The sequence below is a fragment of the Agromyces sp. NPDC058484 genome, assembly GCF_042720415.1.
In the GTDB taxonomy this organism is placed as follows: Bacteria; Actinomycetota; Actinomycetes; order Actinomycetales; family Microbacteriaceae; genus Agromyces.
The window spans coordinates 23,746-38,524 of record NZ_JBHXMP010000025.1 but is presented as its reverse complement, the minus strand read 5'-3'; the positions used below and the strand labels follow the sequence as shown (position 1 = coordinate 38,524).

17 protein-coding genes are annotated in these 14,779 nt (G+C 68.7%); 16 read left to right on the top strand and 1 reads right to left on the bottom strand.

Features of this window, described 5'->3' with window-relative positions; genetic code table 11:
- Positions 1-200 precede the first annotated feature (200 nt).
- The 10 genes from ACFWN7_RS16745 to ACFWN7_RS16700 all read left to right on the top strand — a co-directional run bounded on the left by ACFWN7_RS16745 (position 201) and on the right by ACFWN7_RS16700 (position 8,329).
- Positions 201-1,151: an alpha/beta hydrolase gene (locus ACFWN7_RS16745; protein WP_376939998.1), complete on the top strand. Its 951-nt coding sequence runs from the start codon at positions 201-203 to the stop codon at positions 1,149-1,151.
- Positions 1,148-2,575 carry a dihydroorotase family protein gene (locus ACFWN7_RS16740; protein ID WP_376939997.1) on the top strand — a complete coding sequence of 476 codons (1,428 nt, stop codon included), beginning with the start codon at positions 1,148-1,150 and terminating at the stop codon, positions 2,573-2,575. The genes ACFWN7_RS16745 and ACFWN7_RS16740 overlap by 4 nt, the downstream gene beginning before the upstream one ends.
- A 2-nt stretch (positions 2,576-2,577) precedes the next feature.
- On the top strand, positions 2,578-3,582 hold the full coding sequence (locus ACFWN7_RS16735; RefSeq protein ID WP_376939996.1) for an LLM class flavin-dependent oxidoreductase: 1,005 nt from the start codon (positions 2,578-2,580) through the stop codon (positions 3,580-3,582).
- 35 nt (positions 3,583-3,617) lie between these two features.
- On the top strand, positions 3,618-4,451 hold the full coding sequence (locus ACFWN7_RS16730) for an ABC transporter ATP-binding protein (protein ID WP_376939995.1): 834 nt from the start codon (positions 3,618-3,620) through the stop codon (positions 4,449-4,451).
- Positions 4,448-5,284: an ABC transporter permease gene (locus ACFWN7_RS16725; RefSeq protein ID WP_376939994.1), complete on the top strand. Its 837-nt coding sequence runs from the start codon at positions 4,448-4,450 to the stop codon at positions 5,282-5,284. Before ACFWN7_RS16730 ends, ACFWN7_RS16725 begins: the two co-directional genes overlap by 4 nt.
- The gene (locus tag ACFWN7_RS16720) at positions 5,281-6,120 is read left to right on the top strand and encodes an ABC transporter permease (RefSeq protein WP_376939993.1); all 840 of its coding nucleotides are present in this window, start codon (positions 5,281-5,283) and stop codon (positions 6,118-6,120) included. The genes ACFWN7_RS16725 and ACFWN7_RS16720 overlap by 4 nt, the downstream gene beginning before the upstream one ends.
- Positions 6,121-6,123: 3 nt before the next feature.
- Positions 6,124-6,528 carry a RidA family protein gene (locus tag ACFWN7_RS16715; RefSeq protein WP_376939992.1) on the top strand — a complete coding sequence of 135 codons (405 nt, stop codon included), beginning with the start codon at positions 6,124-6,126 and terminating at the stop codon, positions 6,526-6,528.
- Between the two features lie 172 nt (positions 6,529-6,700).
- Entirely contained in the window at positions 6,701-7,600 is a 900-nt protein-coding gene (locus ACFWN7_RS16710; protein WP_376939991.1) for a helix-turn-helix domain-containing protein, read from the top strand.
- Positions 7,593-7,886, top strand: coding sequence for a DUF6855 family protein (locus ACFWN7_RS16705; protein WP_376939990.1), 294 nt, complete (start codon positions 7,593-7,595; stop codon positions 7,884-7,886). Before ACFWN7_RS16710 ends, ACFWN7_RS16705 begins: the two co-directional genes overlap by 8 nt.
- Positions 7,883-8,329, top strand: coding sequence for an SRPBCC family protein (locus tag ACFWN7_RS16700; RefSeq protein WP_376939989.1), 447 nt, complete (start codon positions 7,883-7,885; stop codon positions 8,327-8,329). The genes ACFWN7_RS16705 and ACFWN7_RS16700 overlap by 4 nt, the downstream gene beginning before the upstream one ends.
- A 128-nt stretch (positions 8,330-8,457) precedes the next feature.
- On the opposite strand, the gene ACFWN7_RS16695 is transcribed toward ACFWN7_RS16700, so the two are convergent.
- The gene (locus ACFWN7_RS16695; RefSeq protein ID WP_376939988.1) at positions 8,458-9,540 is read right to left on the bottom strand and encodes an ABC transporter substrate-binding protein; all 1,083 of its coding nucleotides are present in this window, start codon (positions 9,538-9,540) and stop codon (positions 8,458-8,460) included.
- 262 nt (positions 9,541-9,802) lie between these two features.
- On the opposite strand from ACFWN7_RS16695, the gene ACFWN7_RS16690 reads away from it, so the two are divergent.
- The 6 genes from ACFWN7_RS16690 to ACFWN7_RS16665 are packed head-to-tail and all read left to right on the top strand — an operon-like array spanning position 9,803 to position 14,684.
- Positions 9,803-10,819 (top strand): alcohol dehydrogenase catalytic domain-containing protein, encoded by a 1,017-nt coding sequence (locus tag ACFWN7_RS16690; RefSeq protein ID WP_376939987.1) that lies wholly within the window; start codon positions 9,803-9,805, stop codon positions 10,817-10,819.
- The gene (locus ACFWN7_RS16685; RefSeq protein WP_376939986.1) at positions 10,809-11,405 is read left to right on the top strand and encodes an OsmC family protein; all 597 of its coding nucleotides are present in this window, start codon (positions 10,809-10,811) and stop codon (positions 11,403-11,405) included. Before ACFWN7_RS16690 ends, ACFWN7_RS16685 begins: the two co-directional genes overlap by 11 nt.
- Positions 11,402-12,604, top strand: a complete 1,203-nt coding sequence (locus ACFWN7_RS16680; RefSeq protein WP_376939985.1) for a CaiB/BaiF CoA transferase family protein — start codon at positions 11,402-11,404, stop codon at positions 12,602-12,604. Before ACFWN7_RS16685 ends, ACFWN7_RS16680 begins: the two co-directional genes overlap by 4 nt.
- Positions 12,601-13,464, top strand: coding sequence for an amidohydrolase family protein (locus ACFWN7_RS16675; RefSeq protein ID WP_376939984.1), 864 nt, complete (start codon positions 12,601-12,603; stop codon positions 13,462-13,464). The genes ACFWN7_RS16680 and ACFWN7_RS16675 overlap by 4 nt, the downstream gene beginning before the upstream one ends.
- Before the next feature lie 30 nt (positions 13,465-13,494).
- Complete coding sequence (locus ACFWN7_RS16670) at positions 13,495-14,337, top strand: hypothetical protein (protein WP_376939983.1); 843 nt, start codon at positions 13,495-13,497, stop codon at positions 14,335-14,337.
- Complete coding sequence (locus ACFWN7_RS16665; RefSeq protein WP_376939982.1) at positions 14,337-14,684, top strand: hypothetical protein; 348 nt, start codon at positions 14,337-14,339, stop codon at positions 14,682-14,684. Before ACFWN7_RS16670 ends, ACFWN7_RS16665 begins: the two co-directional genes overlap by 1 nt.
- Positions 14,685-14,779 lie beyond the last annotated feature (95 nt).

Genomic DNA, 14,779 nt, shown 5'->3' with positions numbered 1-14,779 from the left:
GCTTCAACCACCTCGTGTTCCACGCGCCCGGTCACGACCAGCGCCGGTTCCTCGAGCTCTTCGAACGCGACCTCGTACCGCGACTGCGCGCGCTCGGGTAATCGATGAGTTTCAACTCGCTACTGGATTCTGGATCCAGAATACGCAATGATGGTGTTCGCAACGAAGCACCGCAACGATCCGAGAGGGCCCTGCACCAGATGAAGACCACGAACGTCGAGTTCCACAGCGACGGTGATCCGATCGCCGGCGTATTGCGCACACCCGACACCCCGGGTCCATACCGTGCGATCGTGCAGGGCCCGGGCTGGCTCGGGCTCAAGGACGCGAAGCTCTACGTGCGATACCACGAGGCGCTCGTCGCCGCCGGCTTCGCCGTGCTGGTGTTCGACTACCGCGGATTCGGCGACTCGGGCGGAGACCGCGGCCTCCTCTCGCCGGCTCGCCAGCTGCAGGACCTGGTGAACGCCGTCACCTACCTCACCACGCGCGACGACGTCATCGCCGACGCGATCGGCGTCTTCGGCACCGGCGGCACGGGCGGCGGCAACGCCGTGCTGCTCGCCGACGCCGACCCGCGGGTCAAGGCCGCGGTCAGCCAGGTGCCCGTCGCCGACGGCACCGACTGGCTGCATCGCATGCGGCAAGAGCACGAGTGGCTCGCGTTCCTCGCGGGGCTCGACGAAGACCGCAAGCTTCGGGTCACGACCGGCAAGGGCCGCCTCGTGCACCCGCGCGAGGAGATCATGGTGCCCACCCCCGAGCGCCGCGCGACGACCATCAAGGCCGACGTCGACGACAAGATCCCGAGCGCCATCCCGCTCTCGTGCGCCGAGGAGATCCTCGCCTACCGCCCGATCGATGCGGCCACGCGGCTCACCACTCCGCTCCTCGTGATCGGCGTCGAGGGCGACGCGACCACCCCCACCGACCACGCCGAGGCGCTCTACGCCGCGGCGAAGGGGCCGAAGCAGCTCATCATGCAACGGCACACCACCCACTACGCGGCCTACGACCGCTACTGGGAGCAGACCACCCCGCTGATCGTCGAATGGCTCGACCGCCACGTGCGGCCGAACCACCTCGCCGTTCGCACCACCCTCTCGCCCGAACAGGGCGAGACCGTCACCTTGATGGAGGCACCGCAGTGACCATCGACCTCAGAATCTCCGGCGGCACCGTCGCCACGCCCTCCGGCCCCGTCGCCGCCGACGTCCTCGTCGACGGCGGCCGGATCGCCGGGCTCGTCGCCTCGGGCGTGCCCGTCGACGCCGAGCGCACCGTCGACGCATCCGGCCGGCTCGTGCTGCCGGGCATGGTCGACGTGCACGTGCACACCCGAGAGCCGGGCTACGAGCACAAGGACGACATCCTCACCACCACGCGTCAGGCGGCTGCCGGTGGCGTCACCACGATCTTCGGCATGCCGAACCTGAAGCCGCCGACGGTCGACGTCGAGACGCTCACCGACGTGTTCGAGCGGTATGCGTCGACCTCGATCGTCGACTGGAACCACAACCCGGCGCCGACCAGGTTCGACGCGATCGAGCCGATGGCCGCGATGGGCATCAACGCCTTCAAGATCTACATGGTCGTCGACACGGGCCGCGACTACCCGCACCCGTCGGGCACCGGCATCCACGACCACGGTCACCTGCTGCAGATCATGGATCGCATCGCGAAGACCGGCAAGCGCTTCATCGTGCACCCGCACGACCAGGCGCTGATGGACTACATCGAGGGCGAGGTGCTCGCCCGCGGTGAGAACACGCCGCAGGGCTACGCCTCGGCGTACGCGGCCCGAGAGGGCGTCATCTGGGACACGGCGATCGACGTGGTGCTGCGCCTGGCCGAGGCATCCGGATGCCCCGTGCACATCGCCCACATCCAGACCCGCCGCTCGATCGAAGCCGTGCGTCGTGCGAAGGCGGCCGGCATCGACGTGACCTGCGAGGTGAACCACTGGGCGCCGTTCCTCTCGACCTGGAACGACGTCGAGACGCTCGGGCCGTACGCCCTGTCGTACTGGGTGCCCGACGACAACCGGGCCGCGATCTGGGAGGGCATGCGCGACGGCACGATCGACATCGCGAGCTCCGACCACGCCCCGCACACCCGCGAGGAGAAGGAGATCGGCTGGACGCAGATGTGGAGCGCCCACACCGGCACCCCAGGCATCCAGTACTACTACGAGCTCATGCTCGACGCGGTGAACCGCGGCGAGCTCGAACTCGAGCGCGCGGTCGACATGGTCGCGCGGATCCCCGCCGAGAAGTTCGGCCTGGCAGGGGTGAAGGGATCGATCGAGGTGGGCGCCGACGCCGACCTCGTGATCGCCGACATGGCCCACGAGTGGACCATCACGAACGACGACGTGCTGTCGAAGATCGGGTGGACGCCGTACGACGGCCGCACCATCAGCTCCCGGATCGAACGCACGCTGGTGCGCGGCCAGGATGTCTACGCCGACGGCGTCGTCGTCGGCGAGCCCGGATACGGGAAGCTCGCGGCCGTTCAGGCCGGCAAGGCCGACCAGGCAGAGATGGCGGCCGCGGTCGCCGAGGAAGGAAAGTGACCATGAAGTTCGGACTGCTGCTGCCCCACTTCGGTGAAGAGGCGAGCCGGGAGAAGCTGCTCGAGGGCTCGAAACTCGCCGAACAGATGGGATTCGACTCCGTCTGGGTGCGCGACCACCTGGTGTTCGAGCCGCACGGCGAGATGGAGAAGCCCAACCGCACGTTCTACGACGCGCTCACCACGCTCACCGCGATCGGCGCCGTCACCGAGAAGCTCGAGCTCGGCACCGGCTCGCTCATCCCGTTCCGCCACCCGCTGCTCACGGCGCTGATGGCCGGCACGATCACCCAGCTCGTCGGGCCCCGTCTCATCCTCGGCTTCGGCGCGGGCACCTTCGACCACGAGTTCGAGGCGATCGGCTGGGGCGACCTGGACCGCGTCGAGGCGGTGCGCTCGAACGCCGAGATCCTCAAGCGTGTGTTCACCGAGAACGACGTCACCTACGACGACGGCATCTTCTCGTTCGAGAACATCACGATCGAACCGAAGCCCGTCGGCGGCCGCATCCCGTTCTGGTACTGCGGTGCCACGCCGCGCTCGGCGCGTCTCGCGGCCGAGTACGCCGACGGCTGGATGCCTGGCCGCATCTCGCTCGCCTCGATGGCCAAGCGCATCGAGGTCATGAAGGAGATGACGGATGCCTCGGGCCGGCCCATGCCGACCATCTCGGTCATCCCGCCGACCTCGATCGAGGAGACCCGCGAAGAGGCGCTCAAGCACGTGAACGTGCCGGGCCTGCTGGCGTGGGCGAACAAGGCGAAGTTCGCCGTGAAGCCGCCGTCGGGTAAGTTCGAGACCGTCGAGGACCTCGAGGGGCAGCTCATCGTCGGCAACCCCGACGAAGCCGTCGAGGAGCTGAAGAAGTTCGAGGCCGTCGGAACCGAGCACCTCGTGTTCGACTTCCGGTTCAAGTTCGACCGGTTCTTCGAGCAGATCGAGCTCCTCGGCACCGAGGTGCTGCCGAAGATGCGGCAGCAGGCTGCCGAGCCGGTACTGGCGGGATAATCGAGGCCCCCGTGATCGCGGAAGAGGGAACGGCCATGACGTCAACGATCGATCGAGGCGAGGGTGCGGCATCCGTTGCGCCGCTCATCTCGGTGCGCGGTCTCACGGTGGGCTACGACGTCGCCCGCACGGGCAATCGGCTCATCGCCATCGAGGGTGTCGAACTCGACGTGCGCGAGGGGGAGTTCGTCACCGTGCTCGGCCCATCGGGATGCGGCAAGACGACGTTCATGAACGTCATCGCCGGCCTGGTGAAGCCGAGCGCAGGGCAGGTGCTCGTGGGCGGGGAGCCGGTGACGGCTCCCGGCCCCGACCGCGCCGTGGTCTTCCAGGACTACGCGCTGCTGCCGTGGCGCACCGTCTTCGACAACGTGAAGTTCGGCCTCGAGATGCAGAAGCGGCTGAAGGGCCAGGGCTGGCGCGACCGGGTGCAGGAGGCCATCGACATGGTCGGGCTCGCGGGCTTCGAGAACTCGTATCCACGGGAATTGTCGGGCGGCATGCAGCAACGCGTCGGCCTGGCTCGCGCGTTCGTGGCCGAGCCGCGCATCCTCCTGATGGACGAGCCGCTCGGCGCGGTCGACGCACTCACCCGCGAGGTGATGCGGGATGAGATCGGCAAGCTCATCGCGAAGACCGGCAAGACGGTGATCTTCATCACCCACTCCATCGAGGAGGCCATCCTGCTGGGCGACCGGATCGTGGTGTTCAAGAGCCATCCGGGTGCCATCAAAGAGGTCATCGAGACGGGCCTGTCGCGTCCGCGTTCGGAGCGCAACGTCCAGTCGGATCCGCGATTCATCGAACTGCGCGACTATCTCTGGGATGCGCTGGAGCACGAGGCCACGGAGGCGGCGATCTCGAAATGAGCTCATTCCTCGCGAGCGGGCCGAACCTCGGCCGCGGAGGCATCGGCGCCTGGCTGGCAGGGCTGAGCCCGGCCGCCAAGGCCGGCGTGCTGGCCATCGAGGTCGCCGTGATGCTGGTGATCTGGCAGCTGGTCGTCGGCGTCTTCGGATGGATCAACCCGGTGTTCTTCCCGCCGCCCAGCGCCATCGCCCAGGGGTTCGTCGAACTCGTCATGAGCGGCGCACTCGCCGCGAACATCCCGGTCTCGGCGCAGGCGTGGATCGCGGGCTTCACCCTCGCCGTGGTGATCGGCATCCCGGTCGGACTGCTGATGGGCACCTCGCTGCCGGTCGACCGAGTGGCCGGACCGATCGCCTGGACGATCTACGCGACGCCGTCGATCGCCTACTACCCACTCGCGAAGGCGTGGTTCGGGTTCGGCATCGGACCGGTGATCTTCCTCGTGACGATCAGCGCGATCTTCCCGATCATGCTCAACGTCGCCGCAGGCATGCGCACGACGAACACGTCGATCATCCGGGCGGGTCGGGTGTACGGCGCGAGCCGGATGCAGCTGTACCGCTCGGTCTACCTGCCGTCGACGGTGCCGTTCCTGTTCGCGGGCCTCCGCCAGGCCGTCGTGCTCGCGACGATCGGCATGGTCGTCGCCGAGATGAGCGGATCGTCGGCGGGCATGGGGGCGGTCATCATGCGCGCCGCCAACACCTACCAGACCGACCAGGCGTTCGCGGCGATCGCGATCATCGTCATCTGGAGCGTCGGCATGACCCAGGTCGTGACGCTCGTCGAGCGCTGGACCGCACCATGGACGAAGAAGGGCGGCCGACGATGACCGTCACCTCGGCAACCGGCACCATGCGCACGGTGGAGCCCCGCCGGCGCCAGCGCAGCGGCGAGGGCAAGTGGAGCCTGCTCCTCATCGGAGTGATCGCGGTGATCCTGCTCATCTGGGAGGCCGCGGTCAGCTGGCTCCACCTCGTGCCCGAGACGTTCCTCCCGCCGCCGACCGCCGTCTTCGCGTCGTTCCTGCAGCTGCTCGTCGACCCCGAGTTCTGGACCGCGTTCTGGTTCAGCATCCAGAACCTCGCGATCGGACTCGTGCTGGCGGTCGTCGTGGGCGTGGTGGTCGGACTCGCGGTGGGCTGGTCGCCGGTGCTGCGGTTCATGGTCGCGCCCTTCCTGTGGCTGCTGTACTCGACGCCGAAGGTGGCGCTCGCGCCGCTCATCATCCTCATCCTCGGGCTCGGCAACGAGTCCAAGATCGCACTCGTGTTCCTGCTCGCGGTGTTCCCGATCATCCTCAACACTATGGAGGGTGCGGTCACGGTCAACACCTCGCTCGTGAACGCCGGGCGGGTCTACGGGGTGAACGGCGTCGCACTCGGTTGGAAGATCATCTTCCCGGCCACCCTGCCGTACAGCCTGGCCGGCATCCAGCGCGGCGCGGCGCTCGGCTTCACCGGCGAGGTGCTCGGGGAGTTCCTCGGCGGAACCGGCGGCCTCGGGCACATGCTGGAGTTCGCGGCCTACCAGTTCGAGATGGCCGAGGCGATCGCCATGGTGATCGTCATGGTCATCATCGCCAACCTGACGCTCTGGCTCATCTCGATCCTGCGCAAGCGGCTCGCGCCCTGGTACGACGACAAGAAGGTCGCGGGGGCGTCGTAGGCCATGCACAGGCAGGTCATCTCGCCGCGGGGCGTGTACCCGCCCACGGCCGACTTCAGTCAGGCCATCCGCGTCTCGGGCGGCGACCTCGTGTTCGTGAGCGGCATCATCGGCATGCGCCCCGACGGCACCATGCCGTCGGGGGCTCGCGAGCAGGTCGAGCTCGCGTTCGAGAACCTGGCGAAGGTGCTGGATGCCGCGGGCGCGACGCCCTTTGACGTGGTCAAGGTGAACGTCTTCGTGCGCGACGACTTCCGGCTCGTGCGCGACGACGTGCGCGAGATCCGTGCGCGGTACTTCACGCACGACTTCCCGGTGTCGACGCTCGTGCAGGTCGCCGGCTTCGCCGGGCCCGACTACCGGTTCGAGATCGAGGCGATCGCGGCGGTGCCGTCCCGCAGCGGCTGAGTCGCGGCATCCGCCCACACAGGCTGCCGGCCTCCGTCTCATGCGCGATGACGGGGGCCGGCTTGTGCGTCGGCGCAGCGCCCGGTCGGCTCACGGCGACGGGCGGGCCGGAGAATCCGCGAGCCGCGCGGCATGACGAGCGCTCGCCGAGCAGGTGTGCCATCCTGAGCGCGTGTACCGGCTGCACCCTCCCGCCGAGTCGCTTCGGTCCTACATCGAGAACTACTGGTTCGTGTCCCATGTTCCAGGTGAGGACGTCCACCTGCGCGTCGACGTCTTCGTCGACGCGCGCGCGGACCTGATCTTCAACTTCGAAGCACCATATCGGCGCGAGGTCATCGGTGGCGGGGGATCCGAGCACGATCGATCGAACCTCGACGCGCAGCGCCTTGTGCCGATCCGGATCCTGCAGCACGGCGCCGTGCGAATCGTCGGCGTTCGATTCCACCTCGGCGGCCTCGCGCCGTTCACGCGGGCGAGCATCGCACCCTGGAGCGGGCGGACACCTGCACCCGAGCTGGTGTTCGGCGATGGGATACGAGAACTCGAATCCGATCTTCGCACCACCGACTTCGAGGCGAGCGCGCGGATGATCGACGACTTCTTCCTCGGGCGGCTGCGGCTCGACGGGGCGCAGGCGACCTTCGAGCGCGCCCTGTCGGCGCTCGTCGCCGGCGACGGCCGTGTGCTGGTGAACGAGCTCGCCGATGTCGCCGCATCCTCACCGCGCCAGGTCGAGAGGCTGTTCGCCCGCGGCCTCGGGTTCCCACCGAAGACCGTGGGCCGGGTCCTCCGTTTCCAGTGTGCCCTGCGTCAGTTGATGACCGATCCGGGGGTTCCGCTCGGGGAGGTCGCCGCGAACGCCGGCTACTACGACCAGGCGCACTTCGTCAGGGACTTTCGGGTCTTCAGCGGCGGTGTCCCGCGCGGGTATCGCGGCCATTATCCGCCGGAGGTCCCGAACGACTTCGCACCCAATGTCGTCGTGTTCGTACAAGACGTCGACCCTCCCGAGCGCCGAGACTGGTCTGGTCCGCCTGATCCGCGCACTCGGGGAGGGAAGCATGGCTGAGCACTGGTCCGGCACCGGTACGCCCGAGGCTGCCTGGAAACTGAAGACGCCGCCCCACTCGTCTGAGTACACGACGTATCGTGGCGACTCGGCGGACCCAACGGTTCTCGTCTGTCAGGTCGGCGGCACGACGCTCACCTACGTCGCGCGGGCGATCGACGATCTGCATGCGATGCTCGTAAAGCACGGCGACTGGATGCTCCTTCTGCTCGAAGCACTCGACCTGGTGGAGCTCGAGCACAGCGCCCGCAACAATCGGGTGCGTGCGACGGAGGCCACGCGATGAGTGCCACGCGGGAGCGGTTGGTCTTCCGGCAGGCCGTTGAGGTGACGGTCGAAATAGAGGCCCGGCCCGACGTGCTCTGGAGCAGGCTCACCGATGCCGCCGGCTTCCCCTCGTGGAACTCGACCGTCCAGAGCATCGACGGTCCGATCGAGCCGGGTCGCAGGCTCACCATCCGAGTGCCTGCTGCTCCGGGACGCACCTTCCGCCCGACGGTCGTCGCGTTCGAACCGCCAAGCCGGATGATCTGGCGCGAGGGCTCACTGCCCATGTTCCGCGGGATCCGCACGTTCACGGTGGAGCGGATCGACGGTGGGGCGTCGAGGTTCACGATGCGGGAGGAACTCAGTGGCGTGATGCTGCCACTTGCCGGGCGATCGCTTCCCGACTTCGTTCCGGTCTTCGACCGCTACGTGGACGATCTCCGAGCGGCCTGCGAGAACTGAACTCATGGACGGTGACGGTGGAGATGGTACATCGCCGTGACGCCCTTCACCGGTGACCTCATCGCACACGCGAAGGGCCCTCGCCGTCATGCGCTGCGGCGGGGGCCCTTCGCTGAGGCTGTGAGGCGTCAGGGGTAGGGGAGCGTTGCCGGGCCCTCGTTGTCGAGACCGAGCAGCTCCTGCGCCTTCAGGAGGTAGACGAGCTGCGACTCGTCGAACTCGAGCGGCTGCAGCTTCTGCGTCTCGATCGTGGTGTCCCACGCCTCGGTGTCGAAATACAGGTTCTCGCAGGCGAGGTGTCCGTCGAGCACCCAGACGCTGTCGGAGCCGCGCAGGGCCGAGACGTCGAAGTCGTTCGCCTCGTAGATGTCGAGCACCTCGTCGACGTTCTCGGGGAACTCGCCGGGAGCCGGAGCCGTCACATAGTCGACCGCCTTGAGCGTGGCGCGGAGGAACCGTACGAGGGTGTTGGGGTTCTCCTCCACGTAGCCGCTGCCGGCCACCATGACATCGTTCGCCCAGTTGCGGAGCGCCTCGACGGGGAAGTTCGCACCGTGCTCCTCGAGCGCCGGGCGGTCGTCACCGTAGAAGGGCTGCAGCGTGATCTTGTCGTTCACGAAGAACTCGGTCCACGACTCGGAGCCGGGCCCGGGATAGACGATCTCGACGTTCACGCCCTCGAGGTCCCAGCCCTCCTCCGCGAGCACCTGCGCCCGCTGGAACTCGGCCGGGTCGCCGGGGGTGCCGGCGAGCACGATCGACGTGCCCTCGAGATCTTCGACCTTCGTGATGTCCTTCTGCGTGGCGAAGTCGAAGTTCTGGCGGCAGTAGTGGCCGCTGACCAGGTCGACCTCGACGCCGCCACGCTTGGCCTCGATCACCGTGCCGGTGCTCTCGACGCCGATGTCGGCACTGCCGCTCGCGACGGCCGCGGTGACGTTGTCGGCGGTGATGACCTCGACGGTGAGGCCCTCCTCCTCGTAGTAGCCGAGGTCGGTCGCCAGCACGAACATCGAGTACATCGTGATGTCGGGGAACGGGATGGCCACCGTGATCTCGGTGTCCTCGGCCGCGCCCGGTTCGCCCGCGGCGAGTTCGACCGGCTCGGCGTCGGCACCGGCGTCACCGGCGCCGGCGCAACCGGCGAGCAGCGCCAGTGCTGCCAGGCCGGCGGCCGCCGCGAGGCCGTATCGGGGGATGGATCTGCGCATGACTCTCCATTCTTGGCGGGTTGCTCGCGCTCGGCGCTCGCGGGAGACCGAGAGCATCACGCGAGTTGCTGGATACGGTATCCAATCTGTCGGGAACTGTCCATACTTTTCTTTGACCGTGTTCGGCGGGACGATGGGATGCGGGACGATGAGAGCGGATCGATCGCGATCACGCCGACCACTGGACGCCGTCGCCATTTTTGGATACGGTATCCAGAAATCGCGATGACCGATCGCGACCCGACACGGAGGCGGTCCAGCGTTGCTCGCAGCGGTGCTCACGACCCACGGCCTCGACGGAATCGTCGTCGCCGAGGTGGATGCGCCCCGCCCTGCCCCCGGCGAGGTCGCCGTGCGTATCGAGACGGTGGGCGTGAACCAACTCGATCTCAATGTCATCGCCGGCCACGGTCCTGGCGCCGTCGCGAAGCTGCCGCGAGTACTGGGCATCGACCCCGCCGGCACTGTGATCGCGGTCGGGGAGGGCGTCGACCCCGCCCGGATCGGCGAGCGCGTCGTCGTGAAGCCCAACATCTCCTGCGGCGAGTGCGCGCGGTGCCTCGCCGGCCGCGAAGCCGACTGCCCGGCGCAGACGGTCGTCGGCGTGCACCGCGACGGCGGGGCTGCCGAGGTCGTCGTCGTGCCCGGCCGCAACGCCTTCGACCGCGAGGGCATCGCCGCCGACGTCGCCACGGCCGCGGTGCACAGCGTGCCCATCGTGCTCAACGCGATCGAGACCGCGGGCGTCGTCGCAGGTGAACGCGTGCTCGTCACCGGCGCGAGCGGCACGCTCGGGCGCGCCGCGGTCGCGATCGCCGCTCATCTGGGAGCCGAGGTCGTCGCCGCATCCCGATCCGAGCCGGCGGCGCCCGCCGGCGTGCGGGCGATCCGGGCGACGGATGCCGCAGCACTCGCCGCTCGCCTCGGCGCGGCGCCGCCCGGCGGCACCGGTTTCGATGTCGTGATCGACGTGAGTGGCCACGCTCCCACGCTCGCGGCGGGCATCGCCGCGCTCGGATGGGGCGGGCGTGCGGTGTTCTGTGCGGCATCCGTCGACCCTCGTCTCGAGATCGACACACGCGACTTCTACCTGCGACGCAAGCGCCTCATCGGGGTCGCGAGCGCCGATTACGCGCAGGTGCGGCGCGCGCTCGACCTCGTGCGGGCGGGGGTCATCGAGCCCATCATCGCGGCGCGGTATCCGCTGCACGAGATCGGACGCGCGTACCGCGAGTTCCCCACCTCGAACGTCGGCAAGGTGATCGTCGATGTCGGCTGAGATCATCGACCGCGCCCGGCTGCGCGCCTCGCTCGAGCACATCGCCGACCGCACCGGCGCGGACGCGGCATCCGCTCGCATGCGACCGTGGGTCGCCGCGACGCTCGAGTGCGACGTGACCGCGGTGTCGCGCTTCGAGCAGTACGGAGTGGAGTTCGAGTTCCGCTCCGACGAGTCGGTCGAGCGGGGCGGCCACGACTCGGCCCCCAGCCCGATGCGATACCTGCTGAGCTCGATCGCCTTCTGCCTGCTCGGCTGGTGCGCGAAGACATGGGCCGCGGCGGATGTCCCGGTGCGGTCGCTCGAGGCGAGCGTGCGCACGCTGCTCGACCTGCGCGGCGAGCACCTGGTCGCCGGCGCCCCGCCGCATCCGCAGTGGTTCGTCGCCGAGGTGCGCGTCGATGACGACGCCGATCCAGAGGTCGCGGCCGCGCTCGTGCGCGAGGCGGCCGAGCGATGCCCGACGACCTCGCTCGTGGCCAAGGCGGTGCCGCTGCACCTCGTCGTCGTGCAGCGCGAACAGATCGTGCTCGACACCCGGCCCGCCGAACTCCGGGCCGAACACCGAGAGGAGCAGACCCGATGAGCGCAGACCCGATCAGCGCAGACGTGAGCGGCGCGAACGGAGGCCCGCTCCGCGGCATCCGCGTCATCGAACTGGGGCAGTACATCTCGGGGCCGTATGCCGCGAAGCTCCTCGCCGATCTCGGTGCCGACGTGATCAAGGTCGAGGCGCCCGACGGCGATCCGATGCGCCGCTGGGAAGGCTCCGGCGCGATGAGCCCGCAGTTCGCCGCGTACAACCGCGGCAAGCGCGGTGTCACCCTCGACCTCAAGACCGAGGGCGGACTCGCGGCGCTGCTCGACCTCGCGCGCAACGTCGACGTGCTGATCGAGAACTTCCGCCCCGGCGTCGCTGAGCGACTCGGGTTCGGGCCGGCCGTGCTGCGCGAGCTCAACCCGCGACTCATCACGTGCTCGATCACCGGCTTCGGACCCGAGGGCCCCTACGCGAAGCGCCCGGCCTACGACACGGTCATCTCGGCGGTCGGGGCGATGTACAGCCAGGTCGTGCCCGCCGACACGCTGCGTCCGCTCGGGCCGGCGTTCTCGGACCTGCTCTCGGGCATGTCGGCCTCGCAAGCGGTGCTCGCGGCCCTGCACGCCCGCGGCGCCGACGGCGTCGGCGAGCACATCGACGTGTCGATGGTGGGCTCGCTCATCGACTTCCTCACCGAGGCGGCGTCCACCTACCTCGAGACCGGGCAGGTCGCCGGCCCCGACTCCCGGCCCCGCCGGGCGCAGGCTTACGCGTGCGTCGGCTCCGACGGCAAGGCGTTCGTCATCCACATGTCGGTGCCGGAGAAGTTCTGGACGGGCCTGCTCGAAGTGCTCGAGCGCGCCGACCTCGCCGACGACCCGCGGTTCTCCACGCGCGAAGCCCGGGTGCGCAACTACGACGAACTCGACGCAGAGCTCAAGGCCATCACCGAGCGGATGCCGCGGCAATACTGGCTCGACCGGCTCGAGGCGCACGACATCCCGCACGGGCCGCTCAACACCGTCGCCGACCTCTTCGACGACCCGCAGGTCGCGTCGATGGCCCTCGTCGAGGAGATCACCGGCCACGACGACACGCCGCTCCGGGTTCCCGTGCCGAGCACGCGGTTCCACGGCAGCGGGCGGCCGGAGCTGCGGGCCGCCCCCCGGCTGGGCGAGGCGAACGCCGACGTGCTCGCCGCGGCCGCGGCATCCGTCACCCGACCCGAAGGAATCCGCGCATGAGCCGCATCGACGACCTCGTCGCCATCGACGTGCACACCCACCCGCAGACCGAGGAGTTCCTCGCGGCGATGGGCAGGCGACACCAGCAGATGGCGAAGCACTTCGGTCGCGAGCGCCCGGTCGTGTCGTTCGCCGAGCAGGCCGACCAGTACCGCGACCGCAAGATGATGGCGGCGATCGTGAACTCCGACTCGGAGACGACCTCGGGGATCCCCGGTGCACCGAACGACCTGATCGGCCGGGCCGCTGTTGACCATCCCGATGTGTTCATCCCGTTCGCGGGCATCGATCCCTGGAAGGGCGAGGCGGCGATCGCCGAGATCCGCCGGATGCACGGCGAGTACGGCATCAAGGGCGTCGGCGAGCTGAACCCGTCGCGGCAGAAGTTCCTGGCGAATGACCGGCGGTTCTTCCCGATCTGGGAGGCCTGTGCCGAACTGGGGCTCGTCGTGATGTTCCACTGCGGCTTCCCCGGTGCCGGCGCGGGCACACCCGGTGGCGGCGGGTACCACCTCGAGAACGCGAAACCGGTGCCGTACATCGACGACGTCGCCGCCGAGTTCCCCGAGCTCAAGATCATCAGCGCACACCCGGCCTGGCCGTGGCACCTCGAGAACCTCGCGATGGTGTGGCACAAGTCGAACGTCTACCTCGACCTGTCGGGGTGGGGGCCGAAGTACCTGCCGCCGGAGGTCGTGCGGTACGCCGACTCGCTCATCAGCGACCGGGTGCTGTTCGGCTCGGACTGGCCGGTGATGACCGTCGAACGGTGGATGAGCGAGTTCGCCGACCTGCCGTTCAAGCCCGAGTCGCGGCAGAAGATCCTGCTCGACAACGCCCGCAAGCTCTTCGGGCTCTGAACGCCCGGCGCCGAACTCAACGGAGAAGACATGGCACAACTGGTGATGGCCGCGGTGACGCCGCACAACCCACTGCTCTGGCGCGCGATGCGCGACCCGATGCCCGACGATCTGAAGCCGATCGCAGCGAACTTCGCCCGCATCCGCGACGCGCTCGCCGAGCACGATGTCGACGTGGTCGTCGTGATCGGCACCGATCACATGCGGCAGTTCTTCTACGACAACTCCCCGGCGTTCGTGGTCGGCAAGGCCGACGCGTACCACGGCACCTGGGAGAACGAGGCGCGCACGTTCGGCATGGAGTTCTGCGAGCTCGCGGGCCATCGCGAACTCGCCGACCAGATCGCCGGCCGCAGCGTGCAGCCCGACGCCATCGACTTCTCGGTGAGCCTGGAGTGGCGGCTCGACCACGCCTTCGTCATCCCGCTCCAGTACGTGCGGCCCGAGCTCGACCTGCCCGTCGTGCCCGTCCACGCGAACGCCTCGATGCCGCCGGTGCCCTCGGTGCGGCGCTTCGTAGCGCTGGGCGAGCACCTGCGCCGGGCGATCGAGGCGTGGGACTCGGATGCGCGGGTGGCGATCCTGACCTCGGGGCACATGGCCAACGATGTCGGCGGCCCCCGCACCTTCGCCGGGTCGCCCGATCCCGCCTTCGACGAAGCTGCGGCGAGCTGGATGCGCGACGGCGACCTCGACGGCGCGATCCGCGTCTGCAGCGACTTCGACCGCATGACGGAGGCCGGTTGCATGACGTATCAATACCTGAACGCGGTCGCGGCTCTCGCAGCGATGGGCGGCCGAGCCGCAGACTTCGTCGACGTGCCCGAATCTCGTTTCTCGACGAGCCCGTTCTTCCTGTGGGGGAGCCGCTGATGAGCAAGTACATGGTCGACAAGTTCATTCGCTCGGTCGAGCTGAGTGATGCCGCCGTCGCCGCCTACGTTGCCGACCCGGCGGGCACGGTTCACCGCTGGCTCGCCGGCGGTGGTACGGCGGAGCGGGCCACCGACGATCGCGAGCTGACCCCCGAGGAGCGGGCGGCATTCGCCGCTCGGGACTTCGAGGCGCTCTACCGCCTCGGGGCGCATCCGTACCTGCTCTGGCACTTCACCGAGGCGGTGTACGAGCACGAGTACACCCCCGCGTCGGGCTGGCGCGAGCTCGTCGAGCGGTATCGCGCGGCGGTGGCGCCGCAGGGACTCGTCGACTACATCCCCTGATCGGCGGTGTTGGCCTGCTCGACTATTCGTCCCGAATCAGCTGCCAAGATTCGAAAATCATGCAATCATGAATTCATGACTGTTTTGGATCCAGT